The sequence below is a fragment of the Pseudescherichia sp. genome, from assembly GCF_032052675.1.
GTDB lineage: Bacteria > Pseudomonadota > Gammaproteobacteria > Enterobacterales > Enterobacteriaceae > Pseudescherichia.
In genome coordinates, this window is record NZ_DAMBWA010000009.1 from 17,334 (window position 1) to 40,230 (window position 22,897).

Annotated in this window: 20 protein-coding genes and 1 pseudogene; 16 read left to right on the forward strand and 5 right to left on the reverse strand. The window is 56.9% G+C overall.

The features are described from left to right. Positions 1–5 precede the first annotated feature (5 nt). Both RTX96_RS13220 and RTX96_RS13225 read left to right on the forward strand, forming a co-directional pair. Complete coding sequence (locus RTX96_RS13220) at positions 6–1,319, forward strand: MFS transporter (RefSeq protein WP_312671326.1); 1,314 nt, start codon at positions 6–8, stop codon at positions 1,317–1,319. Between the two features lie 106 nt (positions 1,320–1,425). Continuing rightward, a complete protein-coding gene (locus RTX96_RS13225; protein WP_312671406.1) occupies positions 1,426–1,860 on the forward strand; it encodes an Rpn family recombination-promoting nuclease/putative transposase in 435 nt (144 codons plus the stop codon). A gap of 45 nt (positions 1,861–1,905) precedes the next feature. Here RTX96_RS13225 and satP read toward each other — a convergent pair whose 3' ends face one another. The 3 genes from satP to RTX96_RS13240 all read right to left on the reverse strand — a co-directional run bounded on the left by satP (position 1,906) and on the right by RTX96_RS13240 (position 3,776). Continuing rightward, positions 1,906–2,472, reverse strand: a complete 567-nt coding sequence (gene satP, locus RTX96_RS13230) for an acetate uptake transporter (protein ID WP_312671327.1) — start codon at positions 2,470–2,472, stop codon at positions 1,906–1,908. Positions 2,473–2,619: 147 nt separating this feature from the next. Further along, positions 2,620–3,333: an acidic protein MsyB gene (gene msyB / locus RTX96_RS13235; RefSeq protein WP_103818490.1), complete on the reverse strand. Its 714-nt coding sequence runs from the start codon at positions 3,331–3,333 to the stop codon at positions 2,620–2,622. A 38-nt stretch (positions 3,334–3,371) separates the two neighbouring features. Next, positions 3,372–3,776 carry a DUF2541 family protein gene (locus RTX96_RS13240; protein WP_312671328.1) on the reverse strand — a complete coding sequence of 135 codons (405 nt, stop codon included), beginning with the start codon at positions 3,774–3,776 and terminating at the stop codon, positions 3,372–3,374. A gap of 338 nt (positions 3,777–4,114) precedes the next feature. Here RTX96_RS13240 and dnaK point away from each other — a divergent pair, with 338 nt between their 5' ends. The 3 genes from dnaK to nhaA all read left to right on the forward strand — a co-directional run bounded on the left by dnaK (position 4,115) and on the right by nhaA (position 8,552). Then, positions 4,115–6,031 carry a molecular chaperone DnaK gene (gene dnaK / locus RTX96_RS13245; protein ID WP_103818488.1) on the forward strand — a complete coding sequence of 639 codons (1,917 nt, stop codon included), beginning with the start codon at positions 4,115–4,117 and terminating at the stop codon, positions 6,029–6,031. Positions 6,032–6,116: 85 nt separating this feature from the next. Further along, complete coding sequence (gene dnaJ, locus RTX96_RS13250) at positions 6,117–7,253, forward strand: molecular chaperone DnaJ (RefSeq protein WP_103818487.1); 1,137 nt, start codon at positions 6,117–6,119, stop codon at positions 7,251–7,253. A 129-nt stretch (positions 7,254–7,382) separates the two neighbouring features. Next, the gene (nhaA, locus tag RTX96_RS13255) at positions 7,383–8,552 is read left to right on the forward strand and encodes a Na+/H+ antiporter NhaA (protein ID WP_312671329.1); all 1,170 of its coding nucleotides are present in this window, start codon (positions 7,383–7,385) and stop codon (positions 8,550–8,552) included. Positions 8,553–8,612: 60 nt separating this feature from the next. Here nhaA and rpsT read toward each other — a convergent pair whose 3' ends face one another. After that, positions 8,613–8,876, reverse strand: a complete 264-nt coding sequence (gene rpsT / locus RTX96_RS13260; protein WP_042388178.1) for a 30S ribosomal protein S20 — start codon at positions 8,874–8,876, stop codon at positions 8,613–8,615. Positions 8,877–8,955: 79 nt separating this feature from the next. Between rpsT and RTX96_RS13265 the strand changes: the two are divergent. From RTX96_RS13265 to ispH, 6 genes and pseudogenes are all read left to right on the forward strand, one after another. Next, positions 8,956–9,196, forward strand: a pseudogene (locus RTX96_RS13265) (DUF2575 domain-containing protein). Between the two features lie 7 nt (positions 9,197–9,203). After that, positions 9,204–10,142 (forward strand): bifunctional riboflavin kinase/FAD synthetase, encoded by a 939-nt coding sequence (gene ribF, locus RTX96_RS13270; protein WP_268106773.1) that lies wholly within the window; start codon positions 9,204–9,206, stop codon positions 10,140–10,142. A gap of 38 nt (positions 10,143–10,180) precedes the next feature. Further along, on the forward strand, positions 10,181–12,997 hold the full coding sequence (gene ileS / locus RTX96_RS13275) for an isoleucine--tRNA ligase (protein WP_312671330.1): 2,817 nt from the start codon (positions 10,181–10,183) through the stop codon (positions 12,995–12,997). Continuing rightward, positions 12,997–13,497, forward strand: a complete 501-nt coding sequence (gene lspA, locus RTX96_RS13280) for a signal peptidase II (RefSeq protein WP_312671331.1) — start codon at positions 12,997–12,999, stop codon at positions 13,495–13,497. The genes ileS and lspA overlap by 1 nt, the downstream gene beginning before the upstream one ends. A 71-nt stretch (positions 13,498–13,568) precedes the next feature. Then, entirely contained in the window at positions 13,569–14,018 is a 450-nt protein-coding gene (gene fkpB / locus RTX96_RS13285) for an FKBP-type peptidyl-prolyl cis-trans isomerase (RefSeq protein WP_103818483.1), read from the forward strand. Position 14,019: 1 nt separating this feature from the next. Then, the gene (gene ispH / locus RTX96_RS13290) at positions 14,020–14,970 is read left to right on the forward strand and encodes a 4-hydroxy-3-methylbut-2-enyl diphosphate reductase (RefSeq protein WP_103818482.1); all 951 of its coding nucleotides are present in this window, start codon (positions 14,020–14,022) and stop codon (positions 14,968–14,970) included. 3 nt (positions 14,971–14,973) lie between these two features. Here the strand turns inward: ispH and RTX96_RS13295 are convergent, their stop codons facing one another. Further along, positions 14,974–15,882 (reverse strand): LysR substrate-binding domain-containing protein, encoded by a 909-nt coding sequence (locus RTX96_RS13295; protein ID WP_312671332.1) that lies wholly within the window; start codon positions 15,880–15,882, stop codon positions 14,974–14,976. Between the two features lie 92 nt (positions 15,883–15,974). On the opposite strand from RTX96_RS13295, the gene RTX96_RS13300 reads away from it, so the two are divergent. The 5 genes from RTX96_RS13300 (at position 15,975) to RTX96_RS13320 (ending at position 22,839) form a co-directional block, all read left to right on the forward strand. Beyond that, a complete protein-coding gene (locus tag RTX96_RS13300; protein ID WP_312671333.1) occupies positions 15,975–16,604 on the forward strand; it encodes an alanyl-tRNA editing protein in 630 nt (209 codons plus the stop codon). A 158-nt stretch (positions 16,605–16,762) separates the two neighbouring features. Next, complete coding sequence (gene dapB, locus RTX96_RS13305; RefSeq protein WP_312671334.1) at positions 16,763–17,584, forward strand: 4-hydroxy-tetrahydrodipicolinate reductase; 822 nt, start codon at positions 16,763–16,765, stop codon at positions 17,582–17,584. A 454-nt stretch (positions 17,585–18,038) separates the two neighbouring features. Then, positions 18,039–19,187, forward strand: a complete 1,149-nt coding sequence (gene carA, locus RTX96_RS13310) for a glutamine-hydrolyzing carbamoyl-phosphate synthase small subunit (RefSeq protein ID WP_103818478.1) — start codon at positions 18,039–18,041, stop codon at positions 19,185–19,187. A gap of 18 nt (positions 19,188–19,205) precedes the next feature. Next, complete coding sequence (carB, locus tag RTX96_RS13315) at positions 19,206–22,430, forward strand: carbamoyl-phosphate synthase large subunit (RefSeq protein WP_103818477.1); 3,225 nt, start codon at positions 19,206–19,208, stop codon at positions 22,428–22,430. Positions 22,431–22,617: 187 nt separating this feature from the next. Next, the gene (locus RTX96_RS13320) at positions 22,618–22,839 is read left to right on the forward strand and encodes a YgdI/YgdR family lipoprotein (protein ID WP_103818475.1); all 222 of its coding nucleotides are present in this window, start codon (positions 22,618–22,620) and stop codon (positions 22,837–22,839) included. Positions 22,840–22,897: the final 58 nt, after the last annotated feature.

Consider the following 22,897-nt stretch of genomic DNA (forward strand, 5'->3'; position numbering starts at 1 on the left):
TCGTTATGTCTGAAAACGCACGCCCGCTGAATCGTCAGGACTATAAAACGCTCTCGCTCGCTGCCCTTGGCGGCGCGCTGGAGTTTTACGACTTCATTATCTTCGTCTTCTTTGCCGCCGTCGTTGGGGCGCTCTTCTTCCCGGCGGATATCCCTGAGTGGCTGCGCCAGGTTCAAACCTTCGGTATCTTTGCCGCAGGCTATCTGGCGCGACCGCTGGGCGGCATTATCATGGCGCACTTTGGCGATCTGGTCGGGCGGAAGAAGATGTTTACTCTGAGCATTCTGCTGATGGCGATGCCGACGCTGGCGATTGGCCTGCTGCCCACCTATGCCTCTATCGGCATTGCCGCACCGCTGCTTCTGCTGCTGATGCGTCTTTTACAGGGCGCGGCGATTGGCGGTGAGGTCCCGGGAGCATGGGTTTTTGTTGCTGAGCACGTACCTGCCCGGCGGATCGGTATCGCCTGTGGCACCCTGACGGCGGGACTGACCGTAGGTATTCTGCTTGGATCGGTGGTCGCAACGGTGGTGAACCGCACGATGACGCCGGAGACGCTGCACGAATATGGCTGGCGTATTCCGTTTCTGCTCGGCGGCGCGTTTGGCCTGGTGGCGATGTACCTGCGCCGCTGGCTGCAGGAGACACCGATCTTCCTTGAGATGCAGCAGCGTAAGGCTCTGGCTCAGGAGCTGCCAGTGAAGGCGGTGGTGGTGAAACATAAGAAGGCGGTAGCGATCTCCATGCTGCTCACCTGGCTGCTCTCCGCCTGCATCGTGGTGGTGATCCTGATGTCGCCGGTCTGGCTACAGAAGCAGTATGGACTCGCTCCGGCGCTGACCCTGCAGGCCAACAGCGTGGCGACCATTATGCTCTGCATTGGCTGCCTGCTGGCCGGACTGGCGGCGGATCGTTTCGGAGCCAGCAGAACCTTTATTGTCGGCAGCATCTTGCTGGCCTGCACCAGCGGACTCTTCTATCACCTCGCCGGCACGCACCCGGAGCATCTCTCACTGCTCTATGGCCTGGCAGGACTGGGTGTCGGCGTCGTCGGCGCGGTGCCCTACGTGATGGTACGGGCCTTCCCGGCTGAGGTACGCTTCACCGGCATCTCCTTCTCCTACAACGTCTCTTACGCCATCTTTGGCGGACTGACGCCGATTGCGGTCACCCTGCTGATGGGCATCTCGCCGCTGGCGCCGGCCTGGTACGTGCTGGCGCTGGCGCTGGTGGGGTTAGGTTTAGGGATCTGGCTGCGGCAGGATATGAACTCGCAAGAAATTCCGCCGCGCGCTGAACTTAACCAAACATCTTTATAATTTTTCTGCTAGCTGCGTTTTTTCCGAGCCTCTTCGCAAGGTATTTACCTCATTCTGACAATAGCCAGAATGAGGTAAATACTACGGGCAGGCTCAACGTACGGTCATTCCCGACGATAGCATTCTGACTCATCGCAGAGTGGCGCTGCTTGAGTTTTTGCAGAAGCATATTCGTGCGCGAGATCTCATGGTATTCCATGAGCATTTGGTATCCCTACTTTTGGAGGGATACACTACCGGACAGCAGCTCAGGACTGTCATTAACTATCTTGTTCACGCTGGAAATAGTGTAGATCATGGTGCGCTGATTCGTTTGCTGGCGAAAAAAGCCCCGCAACATAAGGGTATTCTAATGACTATTGCAGAACAACTTAGACAGGAAGGTCACGGAAAGGGAGTAGTTCAAGGACGCAGCGAAGGACGTCAGGAGGCCACGATTCGCATTGCTCTGGCCATGCTGAACCAGGGGATGGAGCGAGAACAAATCATACAGCTGACCGGCTTATCCGAAGAGGCACTCGACGCGCTGGCAAGCTCCTGAACAAATGAACGATGCTCCTGCGTAATCGCTGGAGCATCAGAGAGATTAAATTCTTTCGCCAATCGGCAGTACGCTGCGGCCGTACTGCTCGTTCAGCACTTCACCCATTGCCAGGTAGATCGCGCTTGCGCCACAGACCAGGCCAATCCAACCTGCCACATGAACGATGCTTTCATTATCTGCCAGATGTCCCACGCACAGCAGCGCAAACAGCACCGTCAGGCTCAGGAAGACAAACTGCAGCATACGCGCGCCTTTCAGCGTGCCGAAGAACATAAACAGGGTAAAGACACCCCAGATGCCTAAATAGACGCCAAGGAAGTGGCCGTTAGCCGCTTCCGCCAGGCCCATTTTCGGCATCAGCAGGATCGCCACCAGCGTCAGCCAGAAAGAGCCGTACGAGGTAAAGGCGGTTAAGCCAAAGGTATTGCCTTTTTTATATTCCAGCAGCCCGGCAAAAATTTGCGCGATGCCGCCGTAGAAGATGCCCATAGCCAGGATAATGCCATCCAGCGGGAACATGCCAATATTGTGCAGGTTAAGCAGAATAGTGGTCATGCCGAAGCCCATTAAGCCCAGCGGAGCCGGATTAGCCAACTTAGTGTCGCCCATAAATCCCCAAAAAATCATCATAAAAATGGTGAAAGTAAAGGCCCCGCCAAGAGAGAGTGAAGGCGGGGCGCGGCATCATAATGAGCGGCAATTACTCTGTCTATGATCTGAACAGGGTGAAATGAAATAAATGTTAGGCAGTGAGGGTTAGTCCTGTACGACGGCCGTTATCCGTCGCAGACAGGCAATGTGCAGCACGGCGGGAATGGTGACTCGGTAGGCGCTGCCGCTCATGGCCTTAACGCCATTTAACGCGGCGCCCACCGGGCCGCCAAGCCCGGCCCCGCGCACCAGCCCGTGACCGATAACGCTGATAGCGGCATGGGTACGTAAAATACGGGTGAGCTGGCTGGAGAGCAGGTGGGAGACCCCCTTCGCCAACGCCGGATCTTCCAGCAGCAGCGGCAGCAGCTCCTCAAGCTCAGAGACCTTCGCTTCCACCGCCTCTAAAAACGCCTGCTTCTGTTCGGCATCCATTTTCTGCCAGGCGTTACGCAGAAAGTGCGCCAGCAGATCCTGTTCAATCTCAAAGGTGGAATTCTCTTTATCGGCCTTGAGCTTCAACCGTTTCGCCACGTCCAGCAAAATGGTGCGATACAGCTTACCGTGACCGCGCAGCTTGTTGGCGATGCTGTCACCGCCGTAATGCTGCAGCTCGCCAGCGATGAGCTGCCAGTTGCAGCGGTGCTGCTCCGGATGCCCCTCCATTGACCTGAACAGCTCGTTATGCCGCAGCGTGCCCGACAGGCGAGCCTTTCCCTTTTCGTTATGGGTAAGCAGACGGGTCAGATCGGCCAGCTGCTCTTCGCTGCAATGCTGAAGAAAATCTAAATCCTCGTCGCTTAAATATCTGACATTCATCGTTGATTCCGCTTCCAGAAAAAGGTGTCCGGGCAGGATTAGTCATCGCCAATAATTTTTAGCGTTGCCATATCAGAGGAGTTCACCGTATGGCCAGAGAAGGTGATCTTTGCCACGCAGCGCTTATTGTCGTTATCGCTGTTAATGTTAATCCAGTCGGTGGTTTGCCCCTCTTTCAGTGAAGAGGGCACGCTCAGGCTCTGGCTGGCGCTTTTTGCGGTTTTGAAATAGACGGATGCGCCACTCAGTTCGACATCAGCGTGGTCAGCGGTAAGCTGAATACGCTTCACTACGCGGCAAACCGGCATTTTTAGCGCCAGATCGCTGGTCTCGTTTCTTGGCATGGCAATCACGCCCATCACTTTGTGATCGTTGGCCTGCGCCGTCGTGGTCAGCAGCATGCCCAGCGCCAGGGTGGCCGCCAGGGTTAACGTCGTTTTCATAATGCTCTCTTACTGGGTTAAATAGTCTTTTGCCAGCCCCTATAATACCCTTGTAAATAGAAAGGTTCATGCAACTAATCTTTTCTTTTTATTACAGTTTTCCTGTGAATGCTTTGCTGGTTTTAATCATTGATGTGAATGTGTTGAGGTGACAGAGGCAGAAGGGCAAAAAAATTTTCTCTCTCGCCCCTTGATGCGTTGCGTTACGTCCCCATCTTGTAGTCAACCGAAGTGGTGAGTCTGAAAAAAAACAGTTCGGGGCAGTTGAAACCGCATCATTTGCCCTTATTACAGATTCACAACCACATGATGAACAAATTTTTAGTGGAGACGTTTAGATGGGTAAAATTATTGGTATCGACCTGGGTACTACCAACTCTTGTGTAGCGATTATGGATGGCACCACTGCACGTGTGCTGGAGAACGCCGAAGGCGATCGCACCACGCCGTCGATCATTGCCTATACCCAGGATGGTGAAACTCTGGTAGGCCAGCCGGCTAAACGTCAGGCAGTGACAAACCCGCAAAATACGCTGTTTGCGATTAAACGCCTGATCGGTCGCCGCTTCCAGGACGAAGAAGTGCAGCGTGATGAAGCCATCATGCCGTACAAAATCATTGCAGCCGACAACGGCGACGCATGGATTGATGTAAAAGGCCAGAAAATGGCACCGCCGCAGATCTCTGCTGAAGTGCTGAAAAAAATGAAGAAAACGGCGGAAGATTACCTGGGTGAGCCGGTGACTGAAGCGGTCATTACCGTACCGGCTTACTTCAACGATGCTCAGCGCCAGGCGACCAAAGACGCTGGCCGCATCGCGGGTCTGGAAGTCAAACGTATCATCAACGAACCGACCGCAGCGGCACTGGCCTACGGTCTGGATAAAGAAGTGGGCAACCGCACCATCGCCGTATACGATCTCGGTGGCGGTACCTTCGATATCTCTATTATCGAAATCGACGAAGTTGACGGTGAGAAAACCTTCGAAGTGCTGGCAACCAACGGTGATACCCACCTGGGTGGTGAAGACTTCGACAGCCGTATGATCAACTACCTCGTTGAAGAGTTTAAGAAAGATCAGGGCATCGACCTGCGTAACGACCCGCTGGCGATGCAGCGCCTGAAAGAAGCCGCAGAGAAAGCGAAAATTGAGCTCTCCTCTGCCCAGCAGACCGACGTGAACCTGCCGTACATCACTGCAGACGCGACCGGTCCGAAACACATGAACATCAAAGTGACCCGTGCGAAACTGGAGAGCCTGGTGGAAGACCTGGTGAACCGTTCTATCGAGCCGCTGAAGGTTGCGCTGCAGGATGCGGGCCTCTCTGTCTCCGACGTGCAGGACGTGATCCTGGTGGGTGGCCAGACCCGTATGCCAATGGTACAGAAGAAAGTGGCTGAGTTCTTTGGCAAAGAGCCGCGTAAAGACGTTAACCCGGACGAAGCCGTTGCTATCGGCGCTGCAGTTCAGGGCGGCGTGCTGACCGGTGATGTGAAAGACGTTCTGCTGCTCGACGTGACTCCGCTCTCCCTCGGTATCGAAACGATGGGTGGCGTGATGACCGCGCTGATTGGCAAAAACACCACTATCCCGACCAAGCACAGCCAGGTGTTCTCTACTGCGGAAGACAACCAGTCTGCGGTAACCATCCATGTGCTGCAGGGTGAGCGTAAACGTGCTGGCGATAACAAATCGCTGGGCCAGTTCAACCTCGACGGTATTAACCCGGCACCGCGCGGCATGCCGCAGATCGAAGTCACCTTCGACATCGACGCCGACGGTATTCTGCACGTGTCTGCGAAAGACAAGAACAGCGGTAAAGAGCAGAAGATCACCATCAAAGCCTCTTCTGGCCTCAACGAAGATGAGATCCAGAAAATGGTTCAGGATGCGGAAGCGAACGCCGAGTCTGACCGTAAGTTCGAAGAGCTGGTACAGACCCGCAACCAGGGTGACCACCTGCTGCACAGCACCCGTAAGCAGGTAACGGAAGCAGGCGAACAGCTGCCGGCTGACGACAAAACCGCTATCGAGTCTGCGCTGAGCGCGCTGGAAACCTCACTGAAAGGTGAAGACAAAGCCGATATCGAAGCGAAAATGCAGGCGCTGGCGCAGGTTTCCCAGAAGCTGATGGAGATTGCCCAGCAGCAGCACGCCCAGCAGCAGGCGGGTGGCGCTGACGCTTCTGCGAACAACGCGAAAGACGACGACGTGGTCGACGCTGAGTTCGAAGAAGTTAAAGACAAAAAATAATCGCCCTGATGTAGGGTAGAAAACCAGCACGGGCGTAGAGGTTTCCTCTCCGCCCGTGCTCGCATGTTAGGGGCAGATAAACAACATGGCAAAGCAAGACTATTACGAGATTTTAGGCGTTCCGAAGAGTGCGGAAGAGCGTGAAATCAAAAAGGCCTATAAGCGTCTGGCGATGAAGTTCCACCCGGACCGTAACCAGGGCGATAAAGAGGCCGAAGCCAAATTTAAAGAGATTAAAGAAGCGTATGAAGTCCTGACCGATGCGCAAAAACGTGCGGCCTACGATCAGTACGGCCATGCGGCGTTTGAGCAGGGCGGCATGGGCGGCGGCGGCGGTTTTGGCGGCGGCGGCGCTGACTTTAGCGATATCTTTGGCGACGTGTTCGGCGATATCTTTGGCGGTGGTCGCGGTCGCCAGCGCGCATCGCGCGGCGCTGATCTGCGCTACAACATGGAGCTGACGCTGGAAGAGGCCGTTCGCGGCGTCACCAAAGAGATCCGTATCCCGACGCTGGAAGAGTGCGACATCTGCCACGGCAGCGGCGCGAAAGCGGGTACCCAGCCGCAGACCTGTCCGACCTGTCACGGCTCCGGCCAGGTGCAGATGCGCCAGGGCTTCTTTGCGGTACAGCAGACCTGTCCGCACTGCCAGGGGCGCGGTACGCTGATCAAAGATCCGTGCAACAAGTGCCACGGTCACGGTCGCGTTGAGAAGAGTAAAACCCTGTCGGTGAAGATCCCGGCTGGCGTCGATACCGGCGACCGTATTCGTCTCTCAGGCGAGGGCGAAGCAGGGGAGCACGGTGCACCGGCAGGCGATCTGTACGTTCAGGTACAGGTGAAGCAGCATCCGATTTTCGAGCGTGAAGGCAATAACCTCTACTGTGAAGTGCCGATCAACTTTGCTATGGCGGCGCTGGGCGGTGAGATTGAGGTGCCGACGCTGGATGGTCGCGTTAACCTGAAGGTGCCGAGCGAAACCCAGACCGGCAAGCTGTTCCGCATGCGCGGCAAGGGCGTGAAGTCGGTGCGCGGCGGCGCGCAGGGCGATCTGCTGTGCCGCGTGGTGGTCGAGACGCCGGTGGGCCTCAACGAGAAGCAGAAGCAGCTGCTGAAGGATCTGCAGGAGAGCTTCGGTGGCCCAACGGGCGAGCATAACAGCCCGCGCTCCAAAAGCTTCTTCGACGGGGTAAAGAAGTTCTTTGACGACCTGACGCGCTAACTGCTCGCGTCTGTCTACGTTCACAAAAGCCTGGGTTTGCCCCCAGGCTTTTTCATTATTTCTGTCCCCTGGCGATCGAGGCGGTTAAACTGTTTCAGACGATAAGTAAATTATACAGAAGGAGCCGTTGTGAAACATTTGCGCCGCTTTATTAACAGCGATGCGTCCGGGGGCGTGACGCTGATCGTTGCCGCCCTGCTGGCTATGCTTTGCGCCAATCTGGGTGCGACTCAAGAGGCCTATCGTGCCTTCCTCGACCTGCCGGTGCAGTTCAGGGCCGGTGCCCTCGACATCAATAAGAACATGCTGCTGTTCATCAACGATGCGCTGATGGCCGTCTTTTTCCTGCTGGTCGGTTTGGAAGTGAAGCGTGAGCTGGTGCAGGGCGCGCTGGCCAGCCGCCACCAGGCGATGTTTCCGGTTATTGCTGCCCTGGGCGGCATGGTGGTTCCGGCGCTGATTTTCCTGCTGTTTAACGGTCACGATCCGGTGGTGAGCCACGGCTGGGCTATTCCTACCGCGACCGATATCGCCTTTGCGCTGGGGGTGCTGGCGCTGCTGGGCAGCCGTATTCCGCCCGCGCTCAAAATCTTTCTGATGGCGCTGGCGATTATCGATGACCTGGGGGCTATCGTCATTATCGCCCTGTTCTACACCAGTGAGCTATCAATGGTGTCGCTGGGCGTCGCCGCGCTGGCCGTTGTGGTGCTGGCGATCATGAACGCCCTCAACGTGCGGCGCACCGGCCTCTATATTCTGGTTGGCCTGGTTCTCTGGACGGCGGTACTGAAGTCGGGCGTGCACGCCACCATCGCTGGCGTCATCCTCGGGTTCTTTATCCCGTTAACGAAAGAAGAGGGGGTATCGCCCTCTCGCCAGCTGGAGCATGTGCTTCATCCGTGGGTAGGCTGGGTGATCCTGCCGCTGTTCGCCTTTGCAAACGCGGGCGTGCCGCTGCAGGGTGTGACCCTGAGCGGGCTGGCCTCGATGCTGCCGCTGGGCATTATTGCTGGCCTGCTTATCGGCAAGCCGCTGGGCATTACGCTCTTTACCTGGCTGGCGCTGCGCCTGGGGCTGGCAAAGCTGCCGCACGGCGCGCAGTTCAATCAGATCATGGCCGTCGGCGTGCTGTGCGGCATCGGCTTTACGATGTCTATCTTCATCACCAACCTGGCGTTTGACGGTATCGACCCCGAGCTGGTGGATTGGGCGAAGCTCGGTATCCTGACCGGCTCACTGCTGTCGGCGGTCATTGGCTATGTACTGCTGCGGGCGCGTTTTAAAGCGCCAGCGGCATAGTCCAGACGTAAAAAAACCCGCCTTGGCGGGTTTTTTTAACAAAGCTCAGCAGACGGGCGATTAAGCCAGTTTGTTGATCTGCGCGGTCAGGTTAGCCTTATGGCGCGCTGCTTTGTTTTTGTGGACCAGACCTTTAGCGGCCTGACGATCCACGATCGGTTGCATTTCGTTAAATGCTTTCTGTGCAGCTGCTTTGTCGCCAGCTTCAATCGCTGCGTATACTTTCTTGATGAAAGTACGCATCATAGAGCGACGGCTTGCGTTGTGCTTGCGTGCCTTTTCAGACTGAACGGCGCGCTTCTTAGCTGATTTGATATTAGCCAAGGTCCAACTCCCAAATATGATCTATGTGGACAATTCAAAGGCCGAGGAATATGCCCTTTCAGCCTTCTTTTGTCAATGGATTTGTGCAAATAAGCGGCGCTACGTTGCGACGCTCGTTACGTGTGATGGCGCAAGATTCTACCAGCTTGCTGGTCATGAATACAGCCTTTCTGCGACAAAAATCGCTGTGAAGCACGAGTTTTTCTTCAAGCAGGCAGACAGCGCAATGAAATCCTTGGCGCTTTCTGTTTTACAAGGCCAATCGCCGGTTAACCTTAAACGCTGTACAAGGTATACTCGGACGATTTTCACTGTTTTGAGCCAGACATGAAGCTGATACGCGGCACACATAATCTCAGCCAGGCCCCGCACGGGTGTGTGCTGACTATTGGTAATTTCGACGGCGTGCACCGGGGGCATCAGGCGCTGCTGCGCGGCCTGATCGCTGAAGGGCGCAAACGCAGCCTGCCGGTGGTAGTGATGATTTTTGAACCGCAGCCGCTGGAGCTGTTCGCGGGCGATAAGGCCCCGGCCCGTCTGACGCGCCTGCGTGAAAAGCTGCGCTATCTGGCCGAGTGCGGCGTCGACTACGTACTTTGCGTCCGTTTTGATCGCCGCTTCGCGGCCCTGACGGCGCAGAACTTTGTTAGCGACCTGCTGGTGGATCGCCTGGGCGTGCGCTTTCTTGCCGTCGGCGACGATTTCCGCTTTGGCGCTGGTCGGCAGGGCGATTTCTTGTTATTACAGAAGGCTGGTCTGGAGTACGGCTTTGACGTCACCAGCACCCAAACCTTCTGCGAAGACGGCGTGCGTATCAGCAGTACGGCGGTGCGCCAGGCGCTGGCGGATGATGACCTGCCGCTGGCCGAAAGCCTGCTGGGGCATCCGTTCTCTATCTCCGGTCGCGTCGTGCACGGTGACGCGCTGGGGCGTACCATCGGCTTCCCGACGGCAAACGTTCCGCTGCGCCGTCAGGTCTCCCCGGTAAAAGGGGTCTATGCGGTAGAAGTGATGGGTCTGGGCGACAAGCCGCTGCCCGGCGTAGCCAATATTGGCACCCGCCCCACGGTCAAAGGGGTGCGTCAGCAGCTGGAAGTGCACCTGCTGGACGTTGTAATGGACCTCTATGGCCGCCATATAGAAGTAGTGCTGCGAAAAAAGATCCGCAGCGAAAAGCGATTTGCCTCGCTGGATGAGCTAAAGGCGCAAATCGCCAAAGATGAGTTAACCGCCCGCGAGTTATTTGGGTTATCAAACCTGGCGTAATGGCTAAACACGTTTTTAAATACGGAACCGAGAATCTGATGAGTGACTTTAAATCAACCCTGAATTTGCCGGAAACAGGGTTCCCGATGCGTGGCGATCTCGCCAAACGCGAACCGGGAATGCTGGCGCGTTGGAACGATGATGACCTGTACGGCATCATCCGTGCCGCGAAAAAAGGCAAAAAAACCTTCATTCTGCATGATGGCCCTCCTTATGCGAATGGCAGCATTCATATTGGTCACTCGGTTAACAAGATTCTGAAAGACATTATCGTCAAGTCCAAAGGGCTGGCGGGCTTCGATTCGCCCTACGTGCCGGGCTGGGACTGTCACGGTCTGCCGATTGAGCTGAAGGTTGAGCAGGAGTACGGCAAGCCGGGCGAGAAGTTTACCGCCGCCGAGTTCCGCGCGAAGTGCCGCGAATACGCCGCCGCGCAGGTTAACGGCCAGCGCGAGGACTTTATCCGTCTGGGCGTGCTGGGCGACTGGGCGCATCCGTACCTGACGATGGACTTCAAAACCGAAGCCAACATCATCCGTGCGCTGGGCAAGATCATCGGCAACGGCCACCTGCACAAAGGCGCGAAGCCGGTGCACTGGTGCGTTGACTGCCGCTCTGCGCTGGCAGAGGCAGAGGTGGAGTACTATGACAAAACCTCTCCGTCCATCGACGTGGCTTTCCAGGCCGCCGACCAGGATGCAGTAAAAGCCAAGTTTGGCCTGCCGGGCGTCAGCGGTCCTGTCTCACTGGTGATCTGGACCACCACCCCGTGGACGCTGCCGGCGAACCGCGCCATCTCCCTGTCGCCTGAGTTTGAGTATGCGCTGGTGCAGATCGACGGCCAGGCGCTGATCCTTGCCAAAGATCTGGTCGAAAGCGTGATGAAACGCATCGGCGTGGCAGAGTACAGCATCCTCGGCACGGTAAAAGGCAGCGAGCTGGAGCTGATGCGCTTTACCCATCCGTTTATGGGCTTCGACGTGCCAGCTATCCTCGGTGACCACGTGACCCTCGACGCCGGTACCGGTGCGGTGCATACCGCCCCTGGCCACGGCCCGGACGACTACGTGATCGGTCAGAAATATGGCCTCGAAACCGCGAATCCGGTGGGCCCGGACGGCTGCTATCTGCCGGGAACCTACCCGACGCTGGATGGCGTTAACGTCTTCAAGGCGAACAATATCATCACCGAGCTGCTGACGGAGAAGGGCGCGCTGCTGCATCTGGAGAAGCTGGTTCACAGCTATCCGTGCTGCTGGCGTCACAAAACGCCGATCATTTTCCGCGCCACGCCGCAGTGGTTTATCAGCATGGATCAGAAGGGCCTGCGCGAGCAGTCTCTGAAAGAGATCAAAGGCGTGCAGTGGATCCCGGACTGGGGCCAGGCGCGTATCGAGTCGATGGTTGCCAACCGTCCTGACTGGTGTATCTCTCGTCAGCGTACCTGGGGTGTCCCGATGTCGCTGTTCGTGCATAAGGATACCGAAGTGCTGCATCCGCGCACGCAGGAGCTGATCGAAGCGGTAGCGAAACGCGTAGAAGAGGATGGCATCCAGGCGTGGTGGGATCTCGACCCGCGCGACATCATGGGTGACGACGCCGATAACTACGTGAAGGTGCCGGATACCCTGGACGTCTGGTTCGACTCCGGCTCTACCCACTCCTCGGTCGTGGACGTGCGCCCTGAGTTTGCCGGTCACGCGGCGGATATGTATCTGGAAGGTTCTGACCAGCATCGCGGCTGGTTCATGTCCTCCCTGATGATCTCCACCGCCATGAAAGGCAAAGCGCCGTATCGTCAGGTGCTGACCCACGGCTTCACCGTGGATGGTCAGGGTCGCAAGATGTCGAAATCCATCGGCAACACCGTCTCGCCGCAGGATGTCATGAACAAGCTGGGCGCGGATATTCTGCGTCTGTGGGTAGCCTCGACGGACTACACCGGCGAGATGGCGGTATCGGATGAGATCCTCAAGCGTGCCGCCGACAGCTATCGCCGTATCCGTAACACCGCGCGCTTCCTGCTGGCGAACCTTAACGGTTTCGATCCGGCAAAAGACATGGTGAAACCGGAAGAGATGGTGGTGCTGGATCGTTGGGCGGTAGGCTGTGCCCAGGCCGCGCAGGAGGATATCCTCAAGGCGTACGAGTCTTACGACTTCCATGAAGTGGTGCAGCGCCTGATGCGCTTCTGCTCTATCGAAATGGGCTCGTTCTATCTCGACATCATCAAGGATCGCCAGTACACCGCGAAAGCCGACAGCGTTGCCCGTCGCAGCTGCCAGACCGCGCTGTACCACATTGCCGAGGCGCTGGTGCGCTGGATGGCACCGATCATGTCCTTCACCGCCGATGAGATCTGGGGCTACCTGCCGGGCGAGCGTGAGCAGTATGTCTTTACCGGTGAGTGGTATGAAGGCCTGTTCGGCCTGGCCGAAACGGAAGCCATGAACGATGCTTACTGGAGCGAGCTGCTGAAGGTGCGCGGTGAGGTGAACAAAGTCATCGAGCAGGCGCGTGCTGACAAGAAGGTAGGCGGCTCGCTGGAAGCGGCGGTGACGCTCTATGCAGAACCTGAGCTGGCGGCGAAGCTGACGGCGCTGGGCGATGAATTGCGATTCATCCTGTTGACCTCCGGTGCCGATGTTGAAGACTATACTAACGCGCCGGCCGAAGCCCTACAGAGCGAACTGCTCAAAGGGTTGAAGGTGACGCTGAGCAAGGCCGAAGGTGAGAAGTGTCAGCGCTGCTGGCACTACACGACCGACGTCGGTAAGGTGGCGGAACACGCAGAAATTTGCGGACGCTGTGTAGTTAACGTCGCCGGTGACGGCGAAAAACGTAAGTTTGCCTGATGAGTAAACCGATCTTTTCAACAGGGCTACGCTGGCTGTGGCTGGTGGTAGCCGTGCTGATTATCGATCTGGGCAGCAAGTTCCTGATCCTCCAGAACTTCAATCTGGGGGAGACGGTATCGCTGTTCCCGTCGCTTAATCTGCACTATGCGCGCAACTACGGCGCGGCGTTTAGCTTCCTTGCCGATAAAGGCGGCTGGCAGCGCTGGTTCTTCGCCGGGATCGCCATTGGTATCTGCGTGGTGCTGGCGGTAATGATGTACCGCGCTAAGGCGTCGCAGAAGCTGAACAACATCGCCTACGCGCTGATTATTGGCGGCGCGCTGGGTAACCTGTTTGACCGCCTGTGGCACGGTTTCGTGGTCGATATGATCGACTTCTACGTCGGCGACTGGCACTTCGCGACCTTTAACCTCGCCGATACGGCCATCTGTATCGGGGCAGCGTTGATTGTGCTGGAGGGCTTCCTGCCTTCAGCTGCGAAGAGAAAAGCGGCATAACCGCAGCGCAAAACCTGTAGGCCCGGTAAGCGCAGCGCCACCGGGCAAACACATTGAAAGGCGATATTTGCATGTCTAACTCTGTACAGAGCAACAGCGCGGTGCTGGTGCATTTCACGCTGAAGCTCGACGACGGCTCCGTTGCCGAGTCTACCCGCAACAACGGCAAACCGGCGCTGTTTCGCCTCGGCGACGGCTCGCTGTCGGAAGGGCTGGAGCAGCATCTACTGGGGCTGAAAGCGGGTGATAAGCGTGCCTTTTCGCTGGAGCCGGATGCCGCCTTCGGCATCAGCAGCCCGGATCTGATCCAGTACTTCTCGCGGCGTGAGTTTATGGACGCGGGCGAGCCGGAAACGGGCGCGATCATGCTGTTTACCGCAATGGATGGCAGCGAAATGCCAGGGGTGATCCGTGAGATTAACGGCGATTCGATCACCGTTGACTTCAACCATCCGCTGGCCGATCGCACCGTTCATTTTGATATTGAAGTGCTGGAAGTCGATCCGGCGCTGGAGGCATAAGATGCAGATCCTGTTGGCCAACCCGCGCGGCTTCTGCGCCGGGGTAGACCGCGCTATCAGCATTGTTGAGAACGCGCTGGCAATCTACGGCGCGCCGATTTACGTGCGTCACGAAGTGGTGCATAACCGCTACGTCGTCGACAGCCTGCGCGAGCGCGGCGCCATCTTCATCGAGCAGATCAGCGAAGTGCCGGACGGCGCTATCCTGATCTTCTCCGCCCACGGCGTCTCCCAGGCGGTGCGTAACGAAGCCAAAAGCCGCGATCTAACGGTGTTTGACGCGACCTGTCCGCTGGTGACCAAGGTGCATATGGAAGTCGCACGCGCCAGCCGCCGTGGCGAAGAGTCGATCCTTATCGGTCATGCCGGTCACCCGGAAGTGGAGGGCACGATGGGCCAGTACAGTAACCCGAAAGGGGGCATGTACCTGGTGGAGTCCCCGGAGGACGTGCTGACCCTCAACGTTAAAGACGAAACCCGGCTGTCATTTATGACCCAGACCACCCTGTCGGTAGATGATACCTCAGAGGTCATTGACGCCCTGCGTAGCCGCTTCCCGAAAATCGTTGGGCCGCGTAAAGATGATATCTGCTACGCTACCACCAACCGCCAGGAGGCGGTGCGCGCCCTGGCCGAACAGGCCGATGTGGTGCTGGTGGTGGGATCGAAAAACTCCTCTAACTCTAACCGGCTGGCGGAGCTTGCTCAGCGGATGGGGAAAGCGGCGTTTCTGATCGACGACGCGTCCGATATCCAGGAGGCATGGGTAGCGAATGCGGCCTGCGTCGGCGTTACCGCCGGTGCCTCTGCGCCAGATATTCTGGTGCAGAACGTCATCGCCCGCCTGCAAACCCTGGGAGGCGGGGAAGCGATCCCCCTTGAGGGCCGCGAAGAGAATATCGTCTTCGAGGTGCCGAAAGAGCTGCGCGTTGACGTACGTGAAGTCGAGTAGTGCTCAAAGGATGCCTGTGGGCATCTTTTCGGTAAGATAGTTAATCATTGCCCGCATTTTTGCGGGCATATGTTTATTCCGCGTCCATAGCAGCCACAGCTCTCCGGAGTAGGTGCTGATAAATTCCCACTCCGGCAGTACCTGTACGATCTCTCCCCTCTCCAGCGCTTCGCGGGCGGTAAACAGCGGCAGGCTGCCAATGCCGATATGGTGCTTCACCGCGTCCAGGCGTACACCAGTATGGTTTGCTGCATAGCGTCCGCGCGTCTGGACGGTCTCCATCTTGTCCCGCAGGCGGAATTTCCAGCGTGCATCAGCGGGTGTTTCGCCAAGAGAGATGCAACTATGGTGCCGCAGATCCTGCGGATGTGCAGGGGTTCCCTGCCTGCGTAAATACTCAGGCGTCGCGCAAATAGCATGGGTTATCGGCATCAGCGCTTTGCCGTAAAGGCCCGGTGAAGGGGAGTCGGTGATGCGTAGTACCAAATCCACGCCGTCGTTAATTAAATCGAGATAGCGATCCTCTAGCCGCAGGATGACGTCAATCTGCGGATAGCGGGCAAGGAATTCAGGCATCAGCGGGTGAATAACGAAGCGACCGACGGCTTTCGGTACGCTAACGGTGAGCTTACCCTGGGCCACGGTTTGCAGGCTGCCACCCGAGTCTAACGCTTGTCTGGCCGCCTCCAGCATCTCCTGGGCATGCTCGTAAACGGTTCTACCTGTCTCCGTCAGCGCCAGCTTGCGCGTAGTGCGATGCAGCAGCTTACAGCCCATCTCCTGCTCCAGGCGTGAGACGCAGCGGCTGATGGCAGAGGGCGTTGTGCCACTCACGCGCGCCGCAGCGGAGAAGCTCCCCTGTTCAATAATGGTAACAAAGGTCGCAAGATCGGGAAGCAGGAGTGGGTTCATTTGTGCCTGGTAAGCAAAGGTGCAGTGATTGAAAAGGGAATTATCGCCCTGAAGATTATAAATATACTGTTCTCAGACAGAGGAGAACAACCATGACTGAACGTCTTTATTACACCAGCGATGCAACCCAGGGCGTTGCCCGGGTGCTTAGCTGTATCGAAGAGCCTGATGGCCGCTATGCCATTGTGCTGGATAAGACGCTGTTTCATCCGCAGGGGGGAGGGCAGCCAGCCGATGCAGGACGGATCGGTAATGTTAACGTTGAGAGCGTTATCCAGCGTGGAGAGAGCGTAATACACATTCTGCCGGCGCCGCTTGCGTCAGGTGAAACGACGCTTCATGTCGACGCGAAAATCCGAGCCTTGCACTCGCGCTGGCATAGCGCAGGCCATCTGATTGGCTATGCAGCAGAGCGGCACGGCTGGCAACCGGTAAAAGCGCACCACTGGCCGGGAGAGGGAAAGGTGACCTTTATTGCAGGCGAGGGGGCCGTCGTGCCGGATAGCGACACGCTGTTAGCAAGCATTGAGGCCTGGATAAGCGCCGGGCTACTGCGCCATGTTGAGTTTGAAAGCGATCGGCGTAAGGTGCGCTTTGGCGATCTGCCTGCCTATCAGTGCGGTGGTACGCATGTTCCTAACCTGCAAAATATCGATAAGCTGGTGATTGGCAGCATAAAACAGAAGAAAGGCCAGCTGACCATCAGTTATCTCCTGCCATAGCACGTTGCTGCCGCTCAGGCAGCAATCATGTCTTTTGCTGATACTTTTCGGCGTTTATCATTAAATTCTTATTATCGGCGTTTTCGGCTGGCGGCCCGTTAGCGGGCTGGTTAATCTGAAGGCGATTTATAGCATTTCATTAACAAAAGAGCACAACTATGCACGAAGCACAAATTCGCGTTGCCATTGCGGGCGCTGGTGGGCGCATGGGCCGCCAGCTGATCCAGGCGGCGCTAAACATGGATGGCGTAACGCTGGGCGCGGCGCTGGAGCGTGAGGGATCTTCTCTGCTGGGCAGCGATGCCGGAGAGCTGGCGGGCGCGGGGAAATCAGGCGTAACGGTGCAGAGTAGCCTTGAGGCGGTGAAGGACGACTTCGATGTATTTATCGACTTTACCCGCCCGGAAGGTACCTTGACCCATCTGGCTTTCTGCCGTCAGCATGGCAAAGGCATGGTCATTGGCACCACCGGCTTCGACGATGCGGGCAAGCAGGCCATCAGCGACGCGGCGCAGAGCATCGGCATTGTTTTTGCCGCTAATTTTAGCGTCGGAGTCAACGTTATGCTTAAGCTGCTGGAGAAAGCGGCGAAGGTGATGGGTGACTATACCGACATTGAAATTATTGAGGCGCATCACCGTCATAAGGTTGATGCTCCGTCAGGAACCGCGCTGGCAATGGGCGAAGCCATCGCTCATGCGCTGGACAAGGATTTAAAAGAGTGCGCCGTCTACAGTCGCGAAGGCTATACCGGCGAACGTGAGCCGGGCACCATCGGTTTTGCCACCGTTCGCGCAGGCGACATTGTGGGTGAGCATACCGCGATGTTTGCCGATGTTGGCGAGCGTATTGAGATCACCCATAAGGCCTCCAGCCGTATGACTTTTGCCAACGGTGCCGTTCGGTCAGCGTTATGGCTCAAGTCGCGTAAGAATGGTCTTTTCGACATGCGTGACGTGCTCGATCTCAATAATTTGTGATATTTATTACCCATCGTGATGTGGTTATTGTGATCGCAATGCTTTGATTGCACGGGGCAATATTTTATTGCCCCTTTATTTTATCCGTTACGTACTAATTTTAGTGTTAATACGTCATAACTCTCATTTTTCTCCAGTTTTGCAACGAAAATTGTTAGGTTTCCTTCATCCAGCCTCACTTTTATCGCTCCGTATAAAAAAGAGCATTTCACAGCGGTGCGCAAGCGTTTTCCTGTGCAATTTAGCTCACCTTTTTGCATCTTAAACTGCCGCTTATCCACCAGCTTTGCAAAAAACTAAGAAAAAGTGGCTGCGATAGTAGACTTTTACCAGGGTTGTCTCTAGAATGCCGCCGTTTGCCAAAAATACACCGGTAAGCAGATTTGCATTGATTTGTGGCTTCAATATGAATTAATATGCAAATAAAGTGAGTGAATATTCTCTGGAGGGTGTTTTGATTAAGTCAGCGCTATTGGTTCTGGAAGACGGAACCCAGTTTCACGGTCGGGCCATAGGGGCAACAGGTTCGGCGGTTGGGGAAGTCGTTTTCAATACTTCAATGACCGGTTATCAAGAAATCCTTACTGATCCCTCCTATTCCCGCCAAATTGTCACTCTTACTTATCCCCATATTGGTAATGTCGGCACTAACGAAGCCGATGAAGAAGCGTCCCAGGTTCATGCTCAAGGCCTGATTATTCGTGACCTGCCGCTGATTGCCAGCAACTACCGCAATACTGAAGACCTCTCTTCCTACCTGAAACGCCATAACATCGTGGCCATTGCCGATATCGATACCCGTAAGCTGACCCGCCTGCTGCGCGAGAAGGGCGCTCAGAACGGCTGCATTATCGCAGGCGATAGCCCGGATGCGGCCCTGGCCCTGGAAAAAGCAAAAGCGTTCCCAGGCCTGAACGGGATGGATCTGGCGAAAGAGGTGACCACTGCTGAGCCCTACAGCTGGACCCAGGGGAGCTGGACGCTGGCCGGTGAGCTGCCGGAAGCGAAGAAAGAGGAGGCGCTGCCGTTCCACGTGGTGGCTTACGACTACGGTGCGAAGCGCAACATCCTGCGTATGCTGGTGGACAGAGGCTGCCGCCTGACGGTCGTCCCAGCGAAGACCCCGGCGGATGAAGTCCTGAAGATGAACCCGGACGGGATTTTCCTCTCCAACGGCCCCGGCGACCCGGCTCCCTGCGACTACGCCATCGATGCCATTCAGGCCTTCCTGGCGACCGATATTCCGGTGTTTGGTATCTGCCTCGGCCATCAGCTGCTGGCTCTGGCAAGCGGCGCGAAAACCGTGAAGATGAAGTTCGGCCACCACGGCGGCAACCACCCGGTTAAAGATATCGATAACAACACCGTGATGATCACTGCGCAAAACCACGGCTTTGCGGTGGATGAGGCGACCATGCCGGCTAACCTGCGCGTAACGCATACGTCACTGTTCGACGGTACCCTGCAGGGCATCCATCGTACTGATAAGCCAGCGTTCAGCTTCCAGGGACATCCGGAAGCCAGCCCAGGCCCGCACGATGCCGCGCCGCTGTTCGATCACTTTATCGAACTTATCGAGCAATACCGTAAGACTGCTAAATAATCAGGAGCCGAGAAGACCATGCCAAAACGTACAGACATTAAAAGCATCCTGATCCTTGGCGCTGGCCCGATCGTCATCGGCCAGGCCTGCGAATTTGACTACTCCGGTGCCCAGGCGTGTAAAGCCCTGCGCGAAGAGGGTTACCGCGTCATCCTGGTGAACTCCAATCCGGCAACCATTATGACCGACCCGGAGATGGCGGACGCCACCTACATTGAGCCTATCCACTGGGAAGTGGTGCGCAAAATCATCGAAAAAGAGCGCCCGGATGCGGTACTGCCAACGATGGGTGGCCAGACGGCGCTGAACTGTGCGCTGGAGCTGGAGCGCCAGGGCGTACTGGAAGAGTTTGGCGTGACGATGATTGGTGCCACCGCCGACGCGATTGATAAAGCTGAAGATCGTCGCCGTTTCGACGTCGCGATGAAGAAGATCGGCCTCGATACTGCCCGTTCCGGCATTGCGCATAACATGGAAGAGGCGCTGGCGGTTGCCGCCGATGTCGGCTATCCGTGCATTATCCGCCCCTCATTCACTATGGGCGGCACCGGCGGCGGCATCGCCTATAACCGCGAAGAGTTCGAAGAGATCTGCGCCCGCGGTCTGGATCTCTCCCCAACCAACGAGCTGCTGATTGATGAGTCGCTGATTGGCTGGAAAGAGTATGAGATGGAGGTGGTGCGCGATAAAAACGACAACTGCATCATCGTCTGCTCTATCGAAAACTTTGACGCAATGGGCATTCACACCGGTGACTCCATCACCGTCGCTCCGGCGCAGACCCTGACCGATAAAGAGTATCAGATCATGCGTAACGCCTCGATGGCGGTACTGCGTGAAATCGGCGTCGAAACCGGCGGCTCTAACGTTCAGTTCTCGGTCAACCCGAAAAACGGTCGCCTGATCGTTATCGAGATGAACCCGCGCGTCTCCCGCTCCTCGGCGCTGGCGTCGAAGGCGACCGGCTTCCCGATTGCGAAAGTCGCAGCCAAGCTGGCGGTGGGCTACACCCTTGACGAGCTGATGAACGACATCACCGGCGGCCGTACCCCGGCGTCGTTTGAGCCCTCTATCGACTACGTTGTTACGAAAATCCCACGCTTTAACTTCGAGAAATTCGTTGGTGCCAACGACCGACTGACGACCCAGATGAAGTCCGTTGGCGAAGTGATGGCGATTGGTCGCACCCAGCAGGAGTCGCTGCAGAAAGCGCTGCGCGGCCTGGAAGTGGGCGCGACCGGGTTCGACCCGAAAGTGAGCCTGGACGATCCGGAAGCGCTGACCAAAATTCGCCGCGAGCTGAAAGACGCGGGCGCAGAGCGTATCTGGTACATCGCGGACGCCTTCCGTGCGGGCCTGTCGGTTGATGGCGTCTTTAACCTGACCAACGTTGACCGCTGGTTCCTGGTACAGATTGAAGAGCTGGTGCGCCTGGAAGAGAAGGTGGCGGAAGTGGGCATCAACGGCCTCGACGCTGACTTCCTGCGCCAGCTGAAGCGCAAAGGCTTTGCCGACGCGCGTCTGGCCAAGCTGGCGGGCGTACGTGAAGCGGAAGTGCGCAAGCTGCGTGAGCAGTACAATCTGCACCCGGTCTACAAGCGGGTGGACACCTGTGCCGCAGAGTTCGCCACCGACACCGCCTATATGTACTCCACCTATGAGGAGGAGTGTGAGGCGAACCCGACTCAGGATCGTGACAAAATCATGGTGCTGGGCGGCGGACCAAACCGTATCGGCCAGGGCATCGAGTTTGACTACTGCTGCGTACACGCCTCGCTGGCGCTGCGTGAAGATGGTTACGAGACCATCATGGTCAACTGTAACCCGGAAACCGTCTCCACCGACTACGACACCTCGGATCGCCTCTACTTTGAGCCGGTCACCCTGGAAGACGTGCTGGAGATCGTCCGCATCGAGAAGCCGAAGGGCGTTATCGTTCAGTACGGCGGCCAGACCCCGCTGAAGCTGGCCCGTGCCCTGGAAGCCGCTGGCGTACCGGTTATCGGTACCAGCCCGGACGCTATCGACCGTGCCGAAGACCGCGAGCGCTTCCAGCAGGCGGTAGACCGTCTGAAGCTGAAGCAGCCTGCCAACGCCACCGTGACCGCTATCGAGCAGGCGGTTGAGAAGGCGAAAGAGATTGGCTACCCGCTGGTGGTGCGCCCCTCCTACGTGCTGGGCGGCCGGGCGATGGAGATTGTCTATGATGAGACTGACCTGCGTCGCTACTTTATGACGGCGGTCAGCGTCTCTAACGACGCGCCGGTGCTGCTGGACCGCTTCCTTGACGACGCGGTAGAGGTGGACGTTGACGCTATCTGCGACGGCGAAATGGTGCTGATTGGCGGCATTATGGAGCACATTGAGCAGGCGGGCGTACACTCCGGTGACTCGGCCTGTTCACTCCCGGCCTACACCCTGAGCCAGGAGATCCAGGACGTGATGCGCCAGCAGGTGCAGAAGCTGGCCTTCGAGCTGCAGGTACGCGGCCTGATGAACGTCCAGTTCGCGGTGAAGGACAACGAAGTCTACCTGATTGAGGTTAACCCACGCGCTGCGCGTACCGTACCGTTCGTCTCCAAAGCCACCGGCGTGCCGCTGGCGAAGGTGGCAGCGCGGGTGATGGCCGGTAAAACCCTGGCCGAGCAGGGCGTCACTAAAGAGATTATCCCGCCGTACTACTCGGTGAAAGAGGTGGTGCTGCCGTTCAACAAATTCCCTGGCGTGGACCCGCTGTTAGGGCCAGAGATGCGCTCTACCGGTGAAGTGATGGGCGTAGGCCGCACCTTCGCCGAGGCCTTTGCCAAGGCGCAGCTGGGCAGTAACTCCACCATGAAGAAACAGGGCCGGGCGCTGCTCTCCGTACGTGAAGGCGACAAAGAGCGCGTCGTTGACCTGGCTGCCAAGCTGCTGAAGTTCGGCTTTGAGCTGGATGCCACCCACGGCACGGCGATTGTGCTGGGTGAAGCAGGTATCAACCCGCGTCTGGTGAACAAGGTGCATGAAGGGCGTCCGCACATTCAGGATCGTATCAAGAATGGTGAGTACACCTACATCATCAACACCACCGCAGGCCGTCAGGCGATTGAGGACTCCAAACTGATCCGCCGCAGCGCCCTGCAGTACAAGGTGCACTACGACACCACGCTGAACGGCGGCTTCGCCACGGCGATGGCGCTGAATGCGGATGCCACCGAGAAAGTGACCTCCGTGCAGGAGATGCACGCGCAGATCGCTAAGTAATCGGCAGGTAAAAGTGCAAAGCCCGGCGGAATAAAACCACCGGGCTTTTTTTATTATTGCTGCTAACTAATAGACCAGATGAATATATTTCCAATCGCTTCGCCGTTAGCATTTTAATATATTTTTGCGATATTAAATAATAGATCGCTTCGTTACACTCTCCTCTCCACGATATAAGGAGTCTGTTATGAAGAGGATTGCTGCTGTTCTGTTTCTGGGTGCCGTATCACTTTCGCTGGTAGGCTGCTCCAGCGACTACATTATGTCGACCAAAAGCGGCGAGATGATCGTTACCCAGGGCAAGCCTGAAATTGATAAAGATACCGGCATGACCCGCTATGTTGACCAGCAGGGCTATAGCCGCCAGATCAAAACATCCGATGTATCCCAACTGATCGAAAAAGACTAAGCAAAGCGGATCTTTCCTCTGTAAGCGCACCGATTAACTGTCTAAACTCACTGCCATT